The sequence below is a fragment of the Rossellomorea aquimaris genome, assembly GCF_020171925.1.
Taxonomy (GTDB): Bacteria; Bacillota; Bacilli; order Bacillales; family Bacillaceae_B; genus Rossellomorea; species Rossellomorea aquimaris_F.
In genome coordinates this window covers 656,602-676,222 of sequence record NZ_JAIVAR010000001.1, presented here as the reverse complement: position 1 = coordinate 676,222, position 19,621 = coordinate 656,602, and the positions used below count along the sequence as shown (strand labels likewise).

Here is a 19,621-nt window from a genome sequence, read left to right as displayed (position 1 = left end):
CGCAGTCAACATCCATCCAATAAGCCGACGCCCTCCTCCTCTTTACCGAATAAAATAAGTAGAAAAGAGCGAACGAAATTGTAGTGAATAATTTCATGTATTGGTATAAAATTGAATCTTGTGAGGGGGATCAACATGAACTTATTAAAGACAACAATCAATCATTTTAAACCTTATTGGCGGATGCTTCTGGTGGCACTGAGCTTCTCCGTCATCGGAGGATTGTTCACGATTGTGCCGTCCATCCTGGTGAAACGCTTGGTGGATGATGTCATCGTCGGAGAGGACTTGAATTTCCTGATTTGGGTGGTTGCAGGGATCCTCGGTGCCTATCTCGGAAAATCCCTTTTCGAGACAATGCAGGAATATGTGCAGGTCAAGATCGGACTCGATGTGATCACCGACATGCAAATCCGTGCGTTCAGAAGGTTGCACCGTACTCCGATGTCGTTCTTCTCGAAGACGCCGAGGGGGGATATGCTCTTTAGGTTGACGCATGATGTCGAGTCGATACAGAATCTGAATAATACCGTCGTACCACGCATCCTCCAGCAGGTCGTGGGTGCAGTGGCGGCATTCTCCACCGTCTTCGTGCTGTTCTGGCCGGCTGCGATCGTCATGTTTGCCGTGTTTGCGATTTACATCCTGCCATCGTTTATGCTTGGAAAAAAGATGCGGAAGATGAGCGCCGTCCAGCGTGAAATGAGTGCGGATATGTATCAGCACCTTCAAGAAAGCATCGAGAGCGTCCGTCTTGTGCGGACGTATCAGACGCAGGATATTGAAGTGGGAACACAGGAGAAAAAGCTGACAGACTGGAAGCAGTTTTCCATCCGAGCGGCATTGATTGGTAAGGTCAACTGGCGCCTTGGGAATTTATTCAATATTGCGGCTCCCGGTGTCGTGATGCTCGTCGGAGGGCTCGCGATCTGGAAAGGGAGCATCACCATCGGGACACTTGTTGCCTGCCTGACCTTCATTCCGATCATGTTCATGCCGGTACGTTCGATGGCAGAGCATGCACTGACGATTCAGCAGGCCATCCCTGCGCTTCAGCGAATCTATGAATATTTTGATTTACCAGAGGAGCACGAAGAGAATCTTCCTTCCTTCGGTGGAGTAAAAGGGAAGATCGACCTTGAGAATCTATGGTTCTCGTATCCTGGTAATGATAAGCAAGTGTTAAAAGGCGTGTCACTGTCGGTTGCCGAGGGAAACCATATTGGAATCGTCGGTACGAGCGGAGGTGGGAAAAGTACGCTCGTCCAGCTGCTGCTCGGTTTATATGAACCACAGCAGGGATCCGTCCATATCGATGACAAGAATCTATTCGACTACAATCGCAATAGCTTCAGGCAGCAGGTAGGCGTGGTGTCACAAGAAACCTTTTTACTAAACAATACGCTCCGCCAAAACCTTTTATACGGAAAAATGGATGCCACTCAGGAAGAGCTCGACACGGCGGTTGAAGCGGCTGGGCTGAAAGAATTGATCGATTCACTCGATGACGGCTATGAAACCATCGTTGGGGAGAGGGGCTTGAAGCTTTCCGGAGGTCAAAGACAAAGGGTGGCGCTGGCGCGTGCGATTTTAAGACAACCGCCTGTCTTGATCTTTGATGAAGCCACTTCCTCGCTTGATGGTGAAACAGAGGAACGGGTGCAGGCTTCGCTCGAACAGCTCATTCCGGGCAGGACGACGCTCACGATTGCACACCGTCTCGTCACGGTCCGGAATGCAGATAAAATCATCCTTCTCGATCAAGGGATGATTGCAGAATCCGGTACGCATGAAGAGCTGCTCTTGATGAGAGGTAAATACTATGAATTATACAAAGCGCAATACAGCGAATTGGAAAAGGAGTTGATAGGATGAGCGCGTCTACTGCTTCCCAACCGAAGAACCGGGACGGCAGAAGGGTACTTTCCTTTCTTCGTCCATACAAAAAATGGGTCATTGCAGACTCGATTGTCATTGCGATCAGCCAAGTGTTCTCGGCGCTGATCCCGACGCTCGCCCTCAGCTGGCTCATTGATACGATCCTCCCGAATGAGAATTACAATTGGCTTTGGGGACTGATGTGGCTATTGATCCTTTCAGCCGTGTTGGATCTAGTGATGATGGTCATAGATGAATACTTCTGTCATCAGACCGCCAAGACCGTGACCAACTGGCAGAAGCTTCGTCTGTTCCGTCATCTGCAAATTTTACCGTATTCGTTTTACCACAATAACTCCACCGGTGAAATGCTTGCAAGGGTGTCGGATGACCCTGACACCCTTCACAACTTCCTCGCATGGGAAGGATCGACATTCATGGCGAGCGTGCAAGGGGTCTTCATCTACAGCCTTGTGCTCTTATGGATTCATCCGTATTTGATGATCACAAGCGTCGTACTCGGCGTCATCTTCTACTGGACGTCTAATTACGTCGGGGCAAGAACAAGGGCTGCGTCCGCCGATGCGAGGAAAGAAGCTTCACGTTATCTTGAGCGATTGAGAGAGTCTGTGACTGGCATCCACCTATCACGAGTAATGGGCGTGTCAGAAAGCGAAGTGGATAGTGTCATTTCCATTCGTGACAGTTTCGTCAAGCACTCGATCCGTGAATTGAAGGCAAGGATGCAATCAGTCGTCGTCATCGCGAGCTATAACGGATTTGCACTCGGACTTGTGTATTTGATCAGTACATTACTTATATGGAATGGAAATTTGACAAGTGGTCAGATGCTGACAGCCGGCGGTCTCGTGACGATTGCAGCCAATGAAATGCAGAGGCTCCTCCGCAACTGGCTATCTGTCAGAAGGACCGGGCCCGCATTGGATCGCTCTGAACTGCTTCTTTCAGAAAATGCATCACAAGCCGAAATGGAAGAAGGCGTGAAGGGAGATCGCGCTGTTGGGAGTTTATCTCTTCGAAATGTAAGTTTTGCCTACCCTGGAAAAGAAGAAAACGTCTTGAAGGGCGTATCATTTGATGTTGGGGCTGGCGAGAAATGGGCACTGGTCGGCCCGAGCGGATCAGGGAAATCCACTATCGTCGACCTGCTGTTTAAATTGTACGATACAAAACATGGCACGATTGAAATCGACGGCCGGGATATTCGTGAGTGGGACACAGGCTGGCTCCGTTCGCAAATGGCGATCGTCACTCAGGATGTACTATTAAGAAGTGGTACTCTTCGTGATAACCTCAAGATCGGGAAACGCGATGCGACGGATGAGGAATGTTTGCAGGCGCTTGTTGACAGCGGTTTGGGTGAAATGATCGATAGTTTGCCGGAAGGACTCGATACTGAAGTCGGAGAGAGGGGAAGCCTTCTTTCAGGAGGCCAGAAGCAACGCTTGTCACTAGCAAGGGCACTCCTGAAGGACGCTCCGATCTTGATCCTTGATGAAGCAAGCTCAGCACTTGATCCCATCACCGAAACCAAAATCAACGAAGCCGTGCTCCGAGCCGGCAAGAATCAAACGATCATCATCGTGTCCCATCGATTGTCAACGGTCCTCGCAGCGGACAACATCGTCGTATTGGAACACGGAAAGATCGTCGAAAGTGGCAAACATACTGAGCTTCTCACTGATGTAAATGGGGTTTATACACGACTGTTCGGCCGCGAAGTCGAGATTGGCGGTACAGCGGTTGATCATGTTTCATAGATAGATAGCTAGCCTCGCCTTTCCACCTATGGAAAGGCTGGCTTTTTTTCTGTGGTGAATGTTGAAAGGGGTATTTACATGAAAATAGAGATAAAGAAAGTAAGCGAAAGACAAATTCGTGCACATGAGTTGATGAGACTCTATCGAGATGCAGGGTGGTGGCCAGAAAGGGATTCTACTGATATCGAGAAGCTGTTGATAGAAGGCTGTGCAGTTGGTGCTTGGTATAACGATGAACTCGTAGGATTTGCCCGTGCAGTAACTGATGGTATATTCAGGGCGTATATTGAAGATGTTGTGGTGGATCACAGATTTCAGAACTCAGGCATCGGCAAGGAACTGGTGGCACTTCTTCTTGAAGATCTATCCCACATCGATGTTATCAGCTTGTTCTGCGAGGAAGACCTGATTCCGTTTTACGAAAAGAATCACTTCAAGGCAAGCAAATCGCAATTCGTCATGCATAGGAAAGTTAAATAAGCGGTTGTTGCAAATCTGATCTTTTGAGATAATAAAAGGGTAAAAATGGTAAGTGACTGAATTATTTTCAAAAGTAAAAGATTTTCTCCCTTAAATGGAAGATTAATCGGAAGTTTGAAAGATTTCCAAGCATTTCTCGAAGATTATCGCTCCGTTTCGAAAGATTCCCTGACTGAACCCAAGCATCAGGTTGAAATGAGCTGTCCGTCGTATGTATTCACACGATTTACATAGAAAGTGAGGTGTCCCATGGGGGAACTATATTTTTACAGTGACCAAATAGCTGAATCACCCGGCAATCGAAGGCTGGATGACCGGCTTTTCGCCAACAAACAACCCGAAAGCATGAAAATCGGTTATCTTCCTTCAACCGAGGACCCTGAAAGACTTTACTTCAAGCAAAAAGAATCTTACTACCAGCAATACGGTGTCACTGACCTACTGTTCTTTGACTTATACAGTGATTTCGATGCATCAAAAATGGAGGAATTGTTAAACTGCGATGTCATTCATCTATCTGCTGGAAATCCGCTGTATTTCAGGAGAGCACTTCGTAACAGGGCAATGGTCGAACCACTCAGACATTATTATGTGAACGGCGGTACAATTGTCGGGGTGAGTGGCGGGGCCGTTCAGCTTGGAAAGACGGCGAAGCTATTTGAACTGTTTATAGGTGATGAGGGACAAGATCGCCTTGATACGTTGGATTTGGCGGATTTCGAGTTCCTTCCACACTACAACCGCTGGGACGAGAAGTATAAACGTGCAGTCGTTCAACACGCAAGAGCTTCAAAAACAAAGGTGCTCGCAGGCAGTGACGGCGATGGGGTCATCATTGATTCTGACGGAGTCCATTTTATAGGGGATATTGTGGAGATTCTTGACTGAAGTGTGTAGGCACTACGATGAGGAACTAGAAAAGACTCTATATAAAAGTCACCGATGAACAACATGCTACAGAGGGAAGGAGACTCGTTCAAGTGCTACCGCTAAATGATACCGGGCATGGAATGGCACTTACCATTTGAGCACATAGTGACAAACTAAGACCATGAGTATGGGGGGGATGCATCCATGATCAATTTCATCATTTTTACCGCTATTTCGTTAATCTTATTCTTCATCATCGAAAGATCGGTCCGTAAAAAGTGGAACATACCAGTGAAGAAAACGCCAGGAATTAAAGGGGTCAACACGATTCATACGTGGTTACTTCGCTTCGGCTGGGCACTTTTTTTCGTCACTGTCGTTTTCTTTGAAAATCCACTTGTCAGTGCTTTAATCATCGTCGTGCTATTCGCTTTAGATGCATTCATGGAATGGAAATATAACCGTGATACCAAAGAATACATCATATTAAGTGTGGGACTTGCGTTCTTCATTCTTTTCATCTCGGTCGGCTACGCATTTGATTTATTGATTTAAAAGGGGAGGAAGAATTGATTTTTATTCTTAAACTACTATTAGTGATTGGTTTATACATAGGTCTCATGTTCCTCTTTCATAGAGTGACGAGCAGTTTGCTAGGTTTAGAGAAACGGAAGATGTTTGAAGAAGAATTTGTGAATGAAAAACACAGGAAGTGGGATAAGTGGATCCGGACGATTGCCGCCATTGTCATGGTAACAGGTTTTTTCCTGGTGGTTGTGTTCGAACCGAGTAGTCGTTGGTACTTTCAGCCATACTTCATTATTTCTGTCTTCTATGTGGCCATTCAACTACTAAAAGCTTATATGGAATGGAAGCATCAAGAGAATAAGCGTGAGTCAGCTTATACGTTAATGGAAATTGGATTGACCGTTATACTCCTGGTATTATTATTCTCATCGAATTTTTTGATTTTCTAGAAAAATTGATGTGGCCCAGTGAATATATCCACTGGGCCACCATTGTCGTTATGCTCCCAAAAACTCCAACACAACCTTCCGGAACTCATCCGCTTCCTCATAATGCGGAGTATGTCCACTACCCTCAAAAACGTGAATGCTCCCGTTAACGGCATCCCGTTTAAACGTGTTAATATGTACGTCACATGGCACTGCATCGTATTTTCCAATCGCCATCAGCATCGGATTCTCTACTTCCTTTATCAAGTGCAGCAGGGAGTCGAAGATCTTTCCTTCTTCACGGAGGAGATTGTAATGAAGGTCGGAGCGATCATAGAATTCATCCCATTCTACCTCTGTATGATAAGATAAATAATCTGTTGGCGCATCGTGATTATACCTGTAGATTTCCATCCTGTTATCGCCGAGCTCATCACTCAATGCCATATATTGCTCAGTCAATTCCCGAATACTCACATCACTTTCTGCAAGGCTCATCCCGCGGGCAGATAGCTCTGGTTTTCCATGCTTCTTCAGAAGATGGGCGGTTTTTCGAATCAAGCTCCGAGATGTTAATTCAAAATCGAGTGTCGGACCTTCAAGAATCACTTTTCTGATGGATTGTGGATATTGTGATGCATACAGTAGTGAAAGGAAACCTCCGAATGAATGACCGATGACCGACCATGTATCTATATTGAAATGGTTTCTTAATGCTTCACAATCTTCTATCAGGTCGTTCAATCCAAATTCTTCATTTTCTCCAATGACTTCGGACCTGCATACACCGCGCTGATCGATGGCAATCAACCGAACATCCTTACCAAGCCTCTCCGATTGATGAAACGAAAAGTCGTGGCAACTTTCTCCAGGTCCTCCATGAAGATACAGGACTGCCGGTTTATCTTCTGGTCCATGGACTTCAACATACAGCTTCTTTCCTCTAATCTCAATTAATTCACCTATCATCTGATACCCTCTCTCACTCTATTAATTTCCAGTATACATTATACATATTTTACCAGAATAATGCAAAGATAGTAACGAAAAGGAATCTCTCGAAGGAAACATATGCTAAAATATGGTTAGTGATAAAAAGGGGGAAGCATATGTTCATCGTTAATGTAGAAGGAGCGATTCACCGCAACGGCAAATGGTTGCTGATCCGGAGAAGCGAGAAGGAAGAGCATGCCGCAGGCTGTCTTTCGCTTGTCGGAGGGAAATGCGACCGGGAAGGCGTTTCATCCGATATTCTGGAGCGGACACTGAAACGTGAAATTCAAGAAGAAGTCGGAACAGAGGTAACGGGGCTGACCTATGTTAACAGTTCATCATTTGTAACCGATACAGGAATCCATGTAGTCGATATCGTTTTTCTATGCCATTTCCACTCCGGGGAACCTTATCCGAAAAGCAAGGAAGAAGTGTCGGACGTCATCTGGATGACAACCGCTGACATCCTCTCGCACGAAGAAATACCAGTGTACTTAAAGAATAATATCAAAATCGCGGAGGAGAAATTAAAGAGTTCTCATTCGTTCACTTAATATACAACCGGAGAGGGGGGATTCACTTGAAGAAGTTAGTGTTCGCTTCATTTTTGGGGTTATCAATGGCGGGGTGTGCTTCAAGTCAAGACGTTTCTGAAGTCAGCCAGGATGAGGTATCCGAACCGATTCAAACGTTCATTGAAGACGTCAAAGAAGAAAACGGGGTCCACCTCTATTATGATGGAACGAAAGCGATCTACGTGTACTTTAATGCTAGTAACGTGAAGCAAGGGGAAGAAGCGAGTCATTTCAGCGATGTGAAAGTGGAAGAAGAGGGGAATACAGTGAAGGTGCTTTACAGTCGAGAGGAGATGAGCGACGACTCCAACGAGAACATCGACTATGAATTACTGTACAAGATCGAGACCGATGATTCCTACGAAAATCTGAAACTGTTTGAAAATGGGAAAGAAGTTTCGTTCGGGACGGTTTCTGGAAATGAATAGAGGAGGCTATTCATTTCCTCTAAGATATCAATTTTAAGGATGGATATAAACCGGCGTGCCAATCGGTATGGTACGTGCCAATTCTTCCACATCACGGTTATACATCCGGATGCATCCCTTCGATACGGCTTTACCGATCGAACTCGGGTTGTTGGTACCGTGAATGCCGTAATGTTGTTTTGATAAACTCATCCACATCGTCCCGAAAGGCCCGCCTGGGTTGGGTGCTTTGTTGATGATGATGAAGTTCCCGAAAGGAGTGGCGGAAACCATTTTGCCTACAGCGATGGGGAATTGTTTTTGCAGCATGCCGTTCCGTAGTAGCTTTAGCGTCCTAGAGTTGACCGATATGTCAATTTGATACGGATTGGAAGCGGGATCAGGGATTCCTGGGATGATGATGCGCTGGCCAACATAGATGATATCGGGATTGATTCCGGGATTGGCGAGGATGATGGTTTGCAGGGGGACCCGGTAATCCCGTGCGATTTGAGAAAGAGTTTCCCCAGGTTTGACAGTATGAGTCATCTTGAAACACCGCCTTTTCACACATAATGTATAGTGTATGTGGAGGGCTTGTCGAATGCGCTCATACGCCATCTGTTAAATTAAAACAGAGAAACCTTGTTAACGTTAAGGCTTCTCTGTTTTAATCTGTCATTTAATTGGCGGATAGGTCATCCCGATTCGGGGCAAGTGGAGGTTGCTCCAACCAGCCTTTTTTGATACTCAAGTTCGCACCCTCGAGAGAGAACTTTCCTGTTTCCACGACAAGTCGGGCGAAGGCTAGTGTAAGATCCTTGCGGGATATTTGCGATAGCGCAGTCCCGTAGTTCGCCAATCCACTTGCGGCGGCCAATCCTGTATGATAATGCATCAGCTTATCGGAAAATGGAGGGATCTTGGATTCTGATACCTCAGGATCCCATAGTTGCGGCGAAGGAAGGTCTTCATCCGTCAATCGATTAATGAAAATCTCAATATGCTTATGCGCTATTTTTCGCCCTTTCAACAAATACTCCCTCAATTCATCCGACTTCGCTGATTGGCTGAATCCGATCATCAATGATTTCCCGAGCATATTTGTGTCAAGATTGATGTAGATTTCTTTGATTTCAAGCGCGGAAATCGGTCGGTTTGCCCCTTTCTTTAATGTTCCGAGAAAGCTTTTGTGTTGGACAAACTGGACTTCCTTTGGGATCGGGATGCTTGGTGTCCTGATCACGATTCCTTTTTCCAGCAAGGCCTCAATTGCCGCGTTGAATACGTCAAGATATTCATTCATACTGTCTGCAAGGAACATCCGGATGTCCCTTCGGTGTGACGCGAACAATGCATTTGAATAATTGATGATGGAAGATCTGCTCATCTCTTTTAAATAAAATAAGTAGAATTTATCAGAGAACATCCTTGGTGCATCAAGGAAAACATCTTCCTCCCCGAATCCTTTAGGGACTTTCATGCCTTCCCTATTGAAAATTTCTTTGTAGTTTTCCACTCTCTCATCGACAAGCTTTTGGTTCATCTCTAATAATTTTTTTGAATCACGATCTTCTACATTCTTCGTAAAACTCTCCATCACGCACTTGATGACGGTTTCTCCTATATATCCCGACCATAATACGCCGATTTCACCCGACGTTAATGGTACAATGCGTCCATCTGCACTCAATTTCTTCACCTCGTTGAAATGATAAAGATAGTATTTACCAGTGATGAGTACTGTAACCATTTTATTTCCATTTTCCAGCCGGAAGAAGCAATGTCGATTTAGAAAAACAATATTCCAAAATAAGGATTAATTTCAAACATATGATATAGTGAATAAGTCTAAACAATATTGGTGGGGAGAAAACAAATGAACAAGAATAGTGTAAGAATTGAAGGGTTGAACAATGAGAACTGGTATGGATGCTGTCAATTGGCTATATCAAAAGAACAAGAAACGTTCATTGAATCCAATGCTGTGTCAATCGCACAATCTAAATTTGAAGTCACTTTGAAACCTTATGCGATTTATTTTGAAAACAGGATTGTCGGCTTTCTGATGTACAACACCGTCCCTGAAGAACTTGATGGTTATTGGGTGTACAGAATCATGGTAGACAAAGAATACCAGGGAAGAGGAATAGGGAAAGCTGCAACCCAATTAATGATTGCAGCCATGAGGGATTTGCCAGGAATAAAGAACATTGTGGTAGGATTCAATCCTGAGAATAAAGGAGCGAAGCAACTTTACTCAAGCCTAGGCTTTGTTGATCATGGGGATCGATTTGGAAAAGAAATGGCCATGGTTAAAACACTAGGATAGATTTGTAGCAATAACGAACAAAAGTTAATCATTATAACATTATGTAAATTAGATAAAAAGAGTTCAGTCCATCATCTCAAATGTGATACATAACAAACAGCGACAGTCATACAAAATGGCTGTCCAATTCGTTTCAACGAAGGAGACCGCTTATGACAATGTCTAACCAACAAAAAGAAGAAAAACTTGAAGGCGGTAACGTTTCAAACGTCTATCGTGCAGGAAATACCGTCCGCCGCGAAATGAAGCCCGATAGTCAAAAGATTCATAGACTATTTGAACATCTGGAGAGCAGAGGATATCCCCACTCTCCAAATTTTTTGGGAGTTGATGAAAAGGGAAGAGAAGTCTTGTCATTCATCGAGGGTGAAGCGGGGAACTATCCTCTCAAGGATTACATGTGGTCGGACGATATTTTAATAGAGATCGCCCGTATGCTCCGGCTTTACCATGATGCTGTAAGTGATTTTCAATATGGGGATGATTGGACCTCGATCGACAACACACCTCAGCCATTCGAGGTACTTTGTCACAACGACTTTGCGATCTACAATATTATTTTCAACAAGCAAAAACCAGTGGGAATCATCGACTTCGACGTTGCTGGTCCGGGTCCGAGGCTCTGGGACATTGCCTATACCCTTTACACATGTACACCTTTAAGCAGGATCAAATATTCGGCAGACGGGGAAGCCATCCATTATGACCCGTCAATGCATGCTGAAATGATCAAAAATAGAATTCACCTCTTCTTTAAAGCGTACGGTATTAACAAGGACAAAGGGGTAATCGACATGGTCATACTCCGCTTGGAGGGAATTCTTAAAACGATACAGAGAAAAGCGTGCGAAGGAGATCCAGCTTTTCAGCGCATGATCGAGGAAGGTCATCTTGAACATTATCGAGAGGACATCGCCTTCATACAAAAGCACGGTCATGATTGGGTTTAATGCATTGTTGATAAATTGGGATGTACTTGGGGGAAAATGAATATGGAATCGACACTCATCATTATCCGTGGAAATTCAGGCAGCGGGAAAACAACGACGGCCAAGTACCTACAAAAGTATCTAGGACACGGAACACTTCTCGTGTCGCAGGATACTGTCCGCAGGGACATGTTGAAGGTGCATGACAGAGACGGAAACCTCTCGATCGACTTAATCCGTCAAATTGCAGAATACGGGAAAGGGACATGTGAGTACGTCATCGTGGAAGGAATCTTAGCCAAGAAGCGCTATGGCGAAATGCTTCTCCAATTAATCAATTTTTTTGATCATAAAGCCTTTACCTATTATTTTGATTTATCCTTTGCAGAGACAGTCAGGCGTCACAATGCAAGTCCAAAGAAGTCGGATTTTGGTGTGGATTCCTTAAAGAGATGGTGGGTTGCGGACGATAAACTCGGGCTCGAGGGTGAAGCTCTCATAAGGGATGATATGACAGAAAGTGATGTCTTTCATTTAATCACAGGGCATTTGAGCACGGTGATGGAAAGATCACTTGATGAGGAGATAAACAATGGTTAACGACGAATGCCAGGAAGTTGAACGTTTATATAAATCTCTTATTCAGTCCTGGTCCATTCATTCCAGCAGTAAATGGACACAGGAGACACCCGCAAAAGGGCAATGCGGGGTAACCGCACTTGTCGTTCACGATCTTTTAGGCGGAGAGATCAGGAAAACGGAACTTCCAGAAGGATGGCATTATTATAATATCATTTCTGGTAAGCGATATGACTTTACAGCCTCCCAATTTGATACCTGCATCACCTATATGGATATACGTTCTAATCGAGATGAAGCAATGCTAGATACGAATGAACAGCAATACCACTTTTTAAAGAAGCGTGTACAGAGAATACTAACGATGGATTAATGATCTCTATCAATTCCATTCTGTTGAAAACAGGGAAGAGACAGAAACTGGTCCTGTGGATAGATCCACACCAAATTAATCAAATATGCATGAATAAAAAGTCCCGCCCCCAAATACGTATATACAAAGATCCTTGTACAAGTCCAACTTGTACGAAATAAGCTCTTGACGGGGGCTGATTCCTTGTATAGAAGCAATCAAGTCAATGCTGCGATTGTAATCCTTTTTTGCATACTTATCATCCATATCGTCCGCATCATCCTTCACGTAAAGGTCTACTTTGTTTACAGCATGGGGTTGGGTCCGCTTTTCTTGATCGGACTGATCATTTTTCTCATTATATTCCTTTTCTTAAAGGGATGAAGGTCATCCCATTCCCACTTTCGCGATCCTGTATCGCGCTTTTTTTATGAGAAAATACCAAAATAGTTGAAACTAATAGGTAAGAATTGACGTCTAACTATGAGAGACCACTAACAAGGGGGAAGTATGTTGAAAAAACAAGGACTGTTTCCTTCCATCATCTTCGGCTCATTTATTTTGATGATCCTTATGATCTTTTCGCTGCTTCTATTCGGTGGGGAAAAACTGCAACAGCTCATCCAGGATGGTTTTACAGATGATGAACCCGTTTCCATACAAAGTGAACCTGGGAAAAACAACGAAAGGAGATTGCAATGAGAAAGAAATTCACAACCTTCTTCGTTTTCATTGTCACCTTACAACTTCTGACCGCTTGCAATGGGAAGGTAGAGACAATCAATTTTGACAATAAAGGGGATACAAAATTGCTGTTTGTCCAAAAAGTTGAAAATTTCACCTCTAGGGAAGAGCTGACCAAAGAGATCACCGATCAATCAAAGATCAATCGAATGATCGACTCCCTTGATGGCATCGAAGCAATGGAAATCAGCAGTAATAAGGCAACTGATTTAATGGAATCACAGGATGCCTATATGTTTTCTTTTTCGAAAACGAAACAATTGACTACAGGGATGGTCCCATTTGGATTTGTGTTCCTTGAGGACGGCACAATCATCTTCACTCATAGGGAAGTGGATCAATTGAGGGAAAAACCACTCGTTACCACAGACACCCATGAGGAATTATTAACTCGTATAAAAGATGACCTAGAGGTTGAGTTTTAAAGCTCCAAGCAGGGATTGTATGCTTTAGCAAGTTTTGTCATAATGAGGATAAAGAATAACTTAATAGAGTACTACTATCATCAACAGACTGAAGCATTCTTCAACATCACAACTAAAACACTACATAAAAGGATGTCCTGTATGATCAGAAAGAGAAAGGAAATGAATTTTGCCGCCTCCATCATGTTCGTTGTATTTGGAGTGCTGTTCTTAACACTTCTATCAAGATTTATTTTCATCGGAGTGACGGGTGAAATAGAAGGAAAAGACCTGGCAGCGGAGGCTTCGGAAAAGTATGCAGCCAATCAGATTCTACAAGCGGACCGGGGAACGATATATGATCGCAACAAAGAAATCCTCGCTGAAGACTCATCGACATTTAAGTTGATTGCCATCCTCTCTGATAGTGTGACAACCGACCCGGAAGCCCCCCGTCATGTCGTGGACAAAGAGAAGACGGCTTCGATTCTTTCAAAGTACATCGAATTGGATCGAAAAGAAATCCTGAATCGACTGCAGAAGAAAGGGGCATTCCAGGTCGAATTCGGAAAAGCCGGCCGGAACATTTCTGTTTCTGTCAAAAAAGAAATCGAGAAAGAGGAACTTCCGGGCATCACCTTTGAAACGGTTGCGAAACGGACGTATCCCAATGGCAACCTCGCAGCTCATTTAATCGGGATTGCCCAGCAAAAGGTATCGGACGATGGAGACGTGACAAGCAAAGGGATTTTGGGAATCGAGAAAAGCTATAATGATTTCCTTGAGGGAAAAGACGGGGAAGTAGATTTTGAGAGTGATAAATGGGGGTATATCCTCCCTAATTCGAAAAATCATGTGACGGAACCGAAAAACGGGAACGATATCTATCTCACCATCGATGAGAAGATTCAATCGTTCGTGGAAGAAGCCCTACATAGTGTTTATGAAGAATACCATCCGGCAAAAGCGTTTGCAATTGTATCGAACCCTGAGACGGGTGAAATATTGGCAGTCGCACAAAGACCTTCCTTCAATCGGAATATTTCGGAAGGGGTCGAGAGCAGCTGGACGAATTTCACGATGCAAACCGCCTATGAACCAGGATCTACGATGAAGACATTTTCTCTTGCCGCTGCCGTGGATGCCGGTGTCTTCAAGCCGAATGCCCATTATAACTCAGGGGAATTCTACGTGAAAGGAAACCCGCTTCCCATAAAGGATTGGAACTACGGAAACGGGTGGGGAAGCATCACCTACCTTGAAGGACTCCAGCGCTCATCAAATGTCGCATTTGCAGAACTTCTCGATCAGATAGGCGAAAAGAAATATCTTCAATATTTACATTCTTTCGGTTTTGGTGAAAAAATCGGTCTTGAACTGGAGAATGAATCAAATGGAAGGATCCTTTATGACTATCCCATCGAAAGATACACCACAATCTTCGGGCAGGGGACGACGGTGACTGCCATGCAAATGGTCCAAGCGGCATCCGCCGTTGCAAATGATGGCAAAATGATGAAACCGTATATGGTAGAAAAAATCGTGGACAGTAATGAAGGAAAGGTAATTAAGCAATACGGCCCGAAATCGACAGGCACTCCGATCAGTAAAGAAGCTGCCGTCAAAAGCAGGGAATACCTTGCCACAACCGTCACGTCGGACGTAGGGACAGGTAAACCGTTCAAGATCAACGGATACGAAGTTGCCGGCAAGTCCGGTACCGCTCAAATACCAAATCCTAATGGAAGTGGGTATATGACCGGCCATGATAATTACTTCTTCTCTTTCCTTGGAATGGCGCCTGCGGATGATCCGAAATTGGTCGTTTATGTTGGTGTTCAGCAACCAGACCTCGGCGGACAGTTGGGGTCGATCCCGGTCGCCAAGATTTTCAATCCTGTTATGCAAAACAGCTTGAAATATTTGAACATTGAAAGCACGTCTACATCTCCGGAACTGGAGTCCGTGGATGTGCCAGACATGACGGAAGAACAAGCCGAAGAAGCGGTTAAGAAGCTGACTGACCTCGGGTTAAAACCGGTCACCATCGGTAAGGGCAAGAAAATCACTGCTCAATCGACGGACGGTTCTTTATTAAAAAAGGAAAAGATCTTATTAATGACAGATGACTATCCAACTGTTCCTGATATGACCGGATGGTCCGTAAGGGATGTACAAAAATTCGTACGCTTGACGGATACGAAAGTAGAATTTAAGGGACACGGCTATCTAAAGAGGCAAAGTGTAAAACCTGGTTCTGAGATCAAAAGAGGTACAAAGCTGGTGGTGGAATTCGAACCTTTTGGACAGTGAGAGGAGCGTTGCCGTTGAAATACATCTGGGCTATTGTAAACATGCTTATGCCTGTGGTGATTTTATTTTTAGCTTTTGCTACCTGGATCGGCTATATCGCTGAAGAGTTGCCGGACAACTACGACTGGAAATGGATGGCCATCTTCATCACTGTGATCGGGTATATTATGCAATTCACCAAAAAAATGGGCGGTATCCTAGTGATCATCACCGGACTATTTCTTTGGTTCATGTTATGAGTGAGATTGATTTTGAAGGCACAATGGTGCGCTTGATCGCTCTTTTTTCTTCAGAAAGGAGAATATTATGATGAAATTTTTCGTGCAATACGCTTCTGCCATCACACTACTGGCCGTCTCATCACTGTTTACTTGGTATGAAGGTAGCGCCATCAGGGAACACCCTTATGAATGGCCCTATACTGCATTTTTCTCACAAAAAATACATGGCGAAGTTTTGACTGTTTCAGACATTTCTGTATGGGATCATTTTGTCTACGCGGCAAAGTTTTCTCCTTTGTTCCCTTCATTGATGATCATAAGCATAGGCTATCTTCTATGTTTGACTGGAATCATCGTTTTTAGGAACAGTGAACGAAAAATGGGGATTTTTCACTCTGTATCGAGTGTGATGTACGGTGTTCTTAGTTTCTTACTAACCGACCCATCGACTACGGGTGGAACGGTGTTCATGGGGATCTTCAGCGTTCTCACGATCATCCACATAATCCTCGCTGTTTGGACCTTCATGAAGAAGAACATGAGGACAGTGACTGAATGAAGGAATGGAAAAGGTGGAGATTTAACGGAAATCGGATTGATCGACATGTATGGCAAACGATCACAATCCAAAGAGAAGTTTATCCAGTGGATAAGCTTCTTTTTTTACTTTCCAGAAAAGTTGAGCCTCCCTCTGTTGACCCCAAACTCACATTCATAAATCCTATTCATTTCATCTTTAACTCTTTTACAGTTCCTGCATAAGATAATACAAGCTGAAATGTGCTGATGGCAGCGATTCGGAAAAAGGATGCTCCTGTATGATTTTTGAACGGCAAATTTGATTCAGAGGGGAAGAGGTTTATGATTTTATGAGTAAAAAAGATAGATTCACTTATAAAAAACTCGCTGCTGCTTTTGAAAGAAGCGAGAAGCGTTTTCATGAACTGGTGGAATTTCTGCCGGACCCGGCCGTTATCTGTACAGAGGGTAGGATCACTGTATGTAACACGGAAAGTGCGCCTTACTTCGGTGTAAAGGAAAAATTCTGTCTAATTGGAGAGCCCATACTTCCCCTCATGGAGCCGGAGGGAGCCACTTGTTTCCATGATTGCTTCACCCCTAAACCGGTCGGAACCGTCAATCCCCCTGTCTTGATTACATGTAACAGTGCAGAATGTGAAATGAAGGCAGTCGAGGTGCACTCCATGCACATCATGTACAACGACCAACCATCAATATTGTTGGTTTTTCAAGATAAGTCCGAAATTAGTAAGCTGAAAGAAGAAATCCATACGCTTACTTATTATGATTGCTTAACCGGTCTATACAGTAGACGGTGGTTTGAAGAAAATATTTCAGTCCTGATTTCGAATGATGATCCAAAACCGTTTGCCATCATGTACCTGGATCTGGACCGTTTCAAGTGGATCAATGACACGTCAGGACATGAAGTGGGCGATCACATGCTTCAACAAGTGGCTGAACGTCTCCAACAAGTAGTAGGAAAAGGAGATATCCTTATGCGACTGGGCGGCGATGATTTTGCCGTCATTGTGTTTTCCTCCACCACCGTAGAGACTTTGAGTACAATTGCGGAAAGGATGATCCTGGAAGTTCAGGCACCTTATTCCATCAAGGGAAGTGAAGTGCAAATCGCTTGCTCGATCGGCATCACCGTATATCCCGATGATTCTGTTGAAAAAGACCATTTAATGAGAAATGCAGAGCTGGCCCTTCACAAAGCGAAAAAAGCGGGAAGAAATGACTATGCATTTTTCACATGTGAAATGCAAGCGGAATTCATAAGAAGGGCGAATATTGAACAGGAACTTAACCGTGCCATTGCAAACAATGAATTCGTCCTGTATTATCAGCCGTTGATCAACACCAGTACACAGCAGGTCGTGGGAGTTGAGGCACTCATCAGATGGGATCACCCCAATGACGGAATCATTTCTCCTGGTGAATTCGTCTCGATTGCAGAAGAAACAGGGCAGATCATCATGTTGGAGAAGTGGGTGGTATATGAAGCCTGCAGGCAAATGAAAGAATGGCACTCCAAAGGGATCACCCCCATCAAGATTTGCATCAATCTATCACCGTCCCATTTCCAACAATTGAATTTCATAGAAGACCTGAAGAGGATTGTAGACGAAATACAGCTGGACCCACGATACATCGACCTTGAAATCACCGAAAACCTCGCCATGCAAGATACGGAAAATGTACTACAGAAGTTGAATAGTGTAAAAGACATGTCCATTACGGTTTCAATCGATGACTTCGGGACTGGGTTTTCTTCGCTTCTGTACTTAAAGAAGTTTCCGGTTCAAACATTAAAGATCGCCCAGGAGTTTGTACGAAACTTGGAAACAGATCATGAAAACCAAACGATTGTTTTCTCGATCCTCGCTTTGGCAAAAGCACTTCAACTGAATGTGGTCGCAGAGGGAGTGGAAACAGAGGAGCAGCTGACGATTCTCATAGACCAACATTGTCCATTCGTCCAAGGCTACTATTATTCACCCCCATTACCTGCGGATGAATGCTTTGATTTTCTACAAAAAGGGAAAACGAGCGATTCTTGATCCATACAGATGCACGATTGAAAAAGGAGTACGGGTTTCCGTACTCCTTCTTTTATATGCTACCAGTCGTGTATTCCACGCGATTACGGCCATTGTTCTTGGCTTCATACAACATGGTGTCCGCTTTCTTCAACAGGTTCTTTACTGGGACATGTGGATGATGCGCCACTCCGATGGATACAGTGATGGGGACATCAGCAGTGACCACTGATGCAAGCGCACCTTCCATCTCAGCACGTATTTCCTCACTCAATGCGAGAACATCTTCATACGGGAGGTTTGTCAGCAGCAGGCAGAATTCTTCCCCCCCTTTACGGTACGCCACTTCGCCGTACTTCTTGGTCATAGCCTTCATGAGCCGACCAACTTCCTTCAGGATTTCATCGCCTTTATCGTGGCCATAAGTGTCATTGATTCTTTTAAAATAGTCGATATCCAACAAGATCACCGACATGGTTGTTAATTCCGTTGATTCCTTAGTGATCAAACCGTTGAACTGTTGATCTAAGAAGCGGACATTCCCGAGCTGCGTTAGGTAATCCGTTTTCGTTTCCTGCTTATACCGCATGAAGAGAGTCTGAGTTTCACGTAAGTATACTTTCACGGTATATCCGAGGATACTCCCTGCAATCGTCGCAAGGGAATAAACCGGCAAGATTTCCTTTGTGAGTCCCGGATTGTGTATGAAGAGAGCGAAATAAAGACCAAATACAGTAATCGATCCAACGCTCATAGTCAATTGTTTTAGCAATCGCTTAACGATCAACCGGTCTAAAACAAGGTATATCACGTACATGGAAGAAATGATATAAACTGCATGAAAGGAAAATGTACTGACCCCAAATAAAAAACGCCCTGCCACCACCAAAATGGTACTGATCAACGCCGGAAGCCAGCCCCCGAATACAAATGATAGGATGATCGGGATATTCCTCAGATCAATTAGAAGGTTTTCGTTTAGTTCGATGGAGAAGAACATCAGTAGATTCCCAAGTATCCCATGGGCAAAACCTGCCGTCACTCTCGTTTTCACACTGGATTCACGGCTGAGTGGTGATTGGTTCGTAATGACTGTGTAAACGAAAAGGAATGAGACGAGAATGCAAATATTAATAAAAAAATCCTCAATGAATGCCATTCTAACCCCCCTTGCAAAATAGCATGCTTGTTTATATATATGCATGACTATAAGAAATGTTTGTGAAAAAGGGAGGGAAGT

The 19,621-nt window shown here is 44.1% G+C and carries 23 protein-coding genes; 19 read left to right on the top strand and 4 right to left on the bottom strand.

Annotation, left to right across the window (positions count from 1 at the left end; genetic code table 11):
- The first annotated feature begins 135 nt into the window (after positions 1 to 135).
- The 6 genes from LCM10_RS03385 (at position 136) to LCM10_RS03360 (ending at position 5,986) form a co-directional block, all read left to right on the top strand.
- Positions 136 to 1,875: an ABC transporter ATP-binding protein gene (locus tag LCM10_RS03385; RefSeq protein ID WP_224874708.1), complete on the top strand. Its 1,740-nt coding sequence runs from the start codon at positions 136 to 138 to the stop codon at positions 1,873 to 1,875.
- Positions 1,872 to 3,659 carry an ABC transporter ATP-binding protein gene (locus LCM10_RS03380; protein WP_224874706.1) on the top strand — a complete coding sequence of 596 codons (1,788 nt, stop codon included), beginning with the start codon at positions 1,872 to 1,874 and terminating at the stop codon, positions 3,657 to 3,659. Before LCM10_RS03385 ends, LCM10_RS03380 begins: the two co-directional genes overlap by 4 nt.
- Positions 3,660 to 3,737: 78 nt before the next feature.
- Positions 3,738 to 4,139, top strand: coding sequence for a GNAT family N-acetyltransferase (locus LCM10_RS03375; RefSeq protein ID WP_224874705.1), 402 nt, complete (start codon positions 3,738 to 3,740; stop codon positions 4,137 to 4,139).
- A 249-nt stretch (positions 4,140 to 4,388) separates the two neighbouring features.
- On the top strand, positions 4,389 to 5,027 hold the full coding sequence (locus tag LCM10_RS03370) for a Type 1 glutamine amidotransferase-like domain-containing protein (RefSeq protein ID WP_224874704.1): 639 nt from the start codon (positions 4,389 to 4,391) through the stop codon (positions 5,025 to 5,027).
- A gap of 186 nt (positions 5,028 to 5,213) precedes the next feature.
- Positions 5,214 to 5,564 (top strand): DUF4181 domain-containing protein, encoded by a 351-nt coding sequence (locus LCM10_RS03365; RefSeq protein ID WP_224874702.1) that lies wholly within the window; start codon positions 5,214 to 5,216, stop codon positions 5,562 to 5,564.
- A 14-nt stretch (positions 5,565 to 5,578) separates the two neighbouring features.
- The gene (locus LCM10_RS03360) at positions 5,579 to 5,986 is read left to right on the top strand and encodes a DUF4181 domain-containing protein (protein ID WP_224874701.1); all 408 of its coding nucleotides are present in this window, start codon (positions 5,579 to 5,581) and stop codon (positions 5,984 to 5,986) included.
- Between the two features lie 48 nt (positions 5,987 to 6,034).
- Here LCM10_RS03360 and LCM10_RS03355 read toward each other — a convergent pair whose 3' ends face one another.
- Entirely contained in the window at positions 6,035 to 6,934 is a 900-nt protein-coding gene (locus tag LCM10_RS03355; protein WP_224874700.1) for an alpha/beta fold hydrolase, read from the bottom strand.
- A 140-nt stretch (positions 6,935 to 7,074) separates the two neighbouring features.
- Here LCM10_RS03355 and LCM10_RS03350 point away from each other — a divergent pair, with 140 nt between their 5' ends.
- Positions 7,075 to 7,512, top strand: coding sequence for an NUDIX hydrolase (locus LCM10_RS03350; protein WP_224874698.1), 438 nt, complete (start codon positions 7,075 to 7,077; stop codon positions 7,510 to 7,512).
- A gap of 26 nt (positions 7,513 to 7,538) precedes the next feature.
- Positions 7,539 to 7,961, top strand: coding sequence for a hypothetical protein (locus tag LCM10_RS03345; RefSeq protein WP_224874696.1), 423 nt, complete (start codon positions 7,539 to 7,541; stop codon positions 7,959 to 7,961).
- A gap of 33 nt (positions 7,962 to 7,994) precedes the next feature.
- Here LCM10_RS03345 and LCM10_RS03340 read toward each other — a convergent pair whose 3' ends face one another.
- The gene (locus tag LCM10_RS03340) at positions 7,995 to 8,489 is read right to left on the bottom strand and encodes a L,D-transpeptidase family protein (protein WP_224874695.1); all 495 of its coding nucleotides are present in this window, start codon (positions 8,487 to 8,489) and stop codon (positions 7,995 to 7,997) included.
- A gap of 133 nt (positions 8,490 to 8,622) precedes the next feature.
- Positions 8,623 to 9,693, bottom strand: coding sequence for a DUF3231 family protein (locus LCM10_RS03335; RefSeq protein ID WP_224874694.1), 1,071 nt, complete (start codon positions 9,691 to 9,693; stop codon positions 8,623 to 8,625).
- Between the two features lie 126 nt (positions 9,694 to 9,819).
- Here LCM10_RS03335 and LCM10_RS03330 point away from each other — a divergent pair, with 126 nt between their 5' ends.
- From LCM10_RS03330 to LCM10_RS03280, 11 genes are all read left to right on the top strand, one after another.
- Entirely contained in the window at positions 9,820 to 10,272 is a 453-nt protein-coding gene (locus tag LCM10_RS03330; protein ID WP_224874693.1) for a GNAT family N-acetyltransferase, read from the top strand.
- A 158-nt stretch (positions 10,273 to 10,430) separates the two neighbouring features.
- Complete coding sequence (locus LCM10_RS03325) at positions 10,431 to 11,222, top strand: phosphotransferase (protein ID WP_224875586.1); 792 nt, start codon at positions 10,431 to 10,433, stop codon at positions 11,220 to 11,222.
- 42 nt (positions 11,223 to 11,264) lie between these two features.
- Positions 11,265 to 11,801 (top strand): kinase, encoded by a 537-nt coding sequence (locus LCM10_RS03320; protein WP_224874692.1) that lies wholly within the window; start codon positions 11,265 to 11,267, stop codon positions 11,799 to 11,801.
- Positions 11,794 to 12,153 carry a hypothetical protein gene (locus tag LCM10_RS03315; protein ID WP_224874690.1) on the top strand — a complete coding sequence of 120 codons (360 nt, stop codon included), beginning with the start codon at positions 11,794 to 11,796 and terminating at the stop codon, positions 12,151 to 12,153. Before LCM10_RS03320 ends, LCM10_RS03315 begins: the two co-directional genes overlap by 8 nt.
- A 183-nt stretch (positions 12,154 to 12,336) precedes the next feature.
- The gene (locus tag LCM10_RS03310) at positions 12,337 to 12,516 is read left to right on the top strand and encodes a hypothetical protein (protein WP_224874688.1); all 180 of its coding nucleotides are present in this window, start codon (positions 12,337 to 12,339) and stop codon (positions 12,514 to 12,516) included.
- Positions 12,517 to 12,642: 126 nt separating this feature from the next.
- Positions 12,643 to 12,834 (top strand): hypothetical protein, encoded by a 192-nt coding sequence (locus LCM10_RS03305; RefSeq protein ID WP_224874687.1) that lies wholly within the window; start codon positions 12,643 to 12,645, stop codon positions 12,832 to 12,834.
- Positions 12,831 to 13,301: a hypothetical protein gene (locus LCM10_RS03300; RefSeq protein ID WP_224874685.1), complete on the top strand. Its 471-nt coding sequence runs from the start codon at positions 12,831 to 12,833 to the stop codon at positions 13,299 to 13,301. The genes LCM10_RS03305 and LCM10_RS03300 overlap by 4 nt, the downstream gene beginning before the upstream one ends.
- Positions 13,302 to 13,442: 141 nt before the next feature.
- Positions 13,443 to 15,593, top strand: a complete 2,151-nt coding sequence (locus LCM10_RS03295; protein WP_224874683.1) for a penicillin-binding protein — start codon at positions 13,443 to 13,445, stop codon at positions 15,591 to 15,593.
- A gap of 14 nt (positions 15,594 to 15,607) precedes the next feature.
- The gene (locus tag LCM10_RS03290; protein WP_224874681.1) at positions 15,608 to 15,832 is read left to right on the top strand and encodes a hypothetical protein; all 225 of its coding nucleotides are present in this window, start codon (positions 15,608 to 15,610) and stop codon (positions 15,830 to 15,832) included.
- A gap of 67 nt (positions 15,833 to 15,899) precedes the next feature.
- Positions 15,900 to 16,373: a DUF4306 domain-containing protein gene (locus LCM10_RS03285; protein ID WP_224874680.1), complete on the top strand. Its 474-nt coding sequence runs from the start codon at positions 15,900 to 15,902 to the stop codon at positions 16,371 to 16,373.
- A gap of 310 nt (positions 16,374 to 16,683) precedes the next feature.
- A complete protein-coding gene (locus LCM10_RS03280; protein ID WP_224874678.1) occupies positions 16,684 to 18,402 on the top strand; it encodes a putative bifunctional diguanylate cyclase/phosphodiesterase in 1,719 nt (572 codons plus the stop codon).
- Between the two features lie 52 nt (positions 18,403 to 18,454).
- On the opposite strand, the gene LCM10_RS03275 is transcribed toward LCM10_RS03280, so the two are convergent.
- Positions 18,455 to 19,540, bottom strand: coding sequence for a diguanylate cyclase (locus tag LCM10_RS03275; RefSeq protein ID WP_224874676.1), 1,086 nt, complete (start codon positions 19,538 to 19,540; stop codon positions 18,455 to 18,457).
- Positions 19,541 to 19,621: the final 81 nt, after the last annotated feature.

What these genes read in the sequence shown, in the direction of transcription:
- LCM10_RS03325 (WP_224875586.1), top strand. Translation starts at nt 10,431, where the DNA reads ATGTCTAACCAACAAAAAGAAGAAAAACTTGAAGGCGGTAACGTTTCA.
- LCM10_RS03285 (WP_224874680.1), top strand. Translation starts at nt 15,900, where the DNA reads ATGATGAAATTTTTCGTGCAATACGCTTCTGCCATCACACTACTGGCC.
- LCM10_RS03350 (WP_224874698.1), top strand. Translation starts at nt 7,075, where the DNA reads ATGTTCATCGTTAATGTAGAAGGAGCGATTCACCGCAACGGCAAATGG.
- LCM10_RS03355 (WP_224874700.1), bottom strand. Translation starts at nt 6,934, where the DNA reads ATGATAGGTGAATTAATTGAGATTAGAGGAAAGAAGCTGTATGTTGAA.
- LCM10_RS03335 (WP_224874694.1), bottom strand. Translation starts at nt 9,693, where the DNA reads ATGGTTACAGTACTCATCACTGGTAAATACTATCTTTATCATTTCAAC.
- LCM10_RS03365 (WP_224874702.1), top strand. Translation starts at nt 5,214, where the DNA reads ATGATCAATTTCATCATTTTTACCGCTATTTCGTTAATCTTATTCTTC.
- LCM10_RS03320 (WP_224874692.1), top strand. Translation starts at nt 11,265, where the DNA reads ATGGAATCGACACTCATCATTATCCGTGGAAATTCAGGCAGCGGGAAA.
- LCM10_RS03330 (WP_224874693.1), top strand. Translation starts at nt 9,820, where the DNA reads ATGAACAAGAATAGTGTAAGAATTGAAGGGTTGAACAATGAGAACTGG.
- LCM10_RS03375 (WP_224874705.1), top strand. Translation starts at nt 3,738, where the DNA reads ATGAAAATAGAGATAAAGAAAGTAAGCGAAAGACAAATTCGTGCACAT.
- LCM10_RS03300 (WP_224874685.1), top strand. Translation starts at nt 12,831, where the DNA reads ATGAGAAAGAAATTCACAACCTTCTTCGTTTTCATTGTCACCTTACAA.
- LCM10_RS03385 (WP_224874708.1), top strand. Translation starts at nt 136, where the DNA reads ATGAACTTATTAAAGACAACAATCAATCATTTTAAACCTTATTGGCGG.
- LCM10_RS03295 (WP_224874683.1), top strand. Translation starts at nt 13,443, where the DNA reads ATGATCAGAAAGAGAAAGGAAATGAATTTTGCCGCCTCCATCATGTTC.
- LCM10_RS03380 (WP_224874706.1), top strand. Translation starts at nt 1,872, where the DNA reads ATGAGCGCGTCTACTGCTTCCCAACCGAAGAACCGGGACGGCAGAAGG.
- LCM10_RS03340 (WP_224874695.1), bottom strand. Translation starts at nt 8,489, where the DNA reads ATGACTCATACTGTCAAACCTGGGGAAACTCTTTCTCAAATCGCACGG.
- LCM10_RS03305 (WP_224874687.1), top strand. Translation starts at nt 12,643, where the DNA reads ATGTTGAAAAAACAAGGACTGTTTCCTTCCATCATCTTCGGCTCATTT.
- LCM10_RS03370 (WP_224874704.1), top strand. Translation starts at nt 4,389, where the DNA reads ATGGGGGAACTATATTTTTACAGTGACCAAATAGCTGAATCACCCGGC.
- LCM10_RS03280 (WP_224874678.1), top strand. Translation starts at nt 16,684, where the DNA reads ATGAGTAAAAAAGATAGATTCACTTATAAAAAACTCGCTGCTGCTTTT.
- LCM10_RS03275 (WP_224874676.1), bottom strand. Translation starts at nt 19,540, where the DNA reads ATGGCATTCATTGAGGATTTTTTTATTAATATTTGCATTCTCGTCTCA.
- LCM10_RS03315 (WP_224874690.1), top strand. Translation starts at nt 11,794, where the DNA reads ATGGTTAACGACGAATGCCAGGAAGTTGAACGTTTATATAAATCTCTT.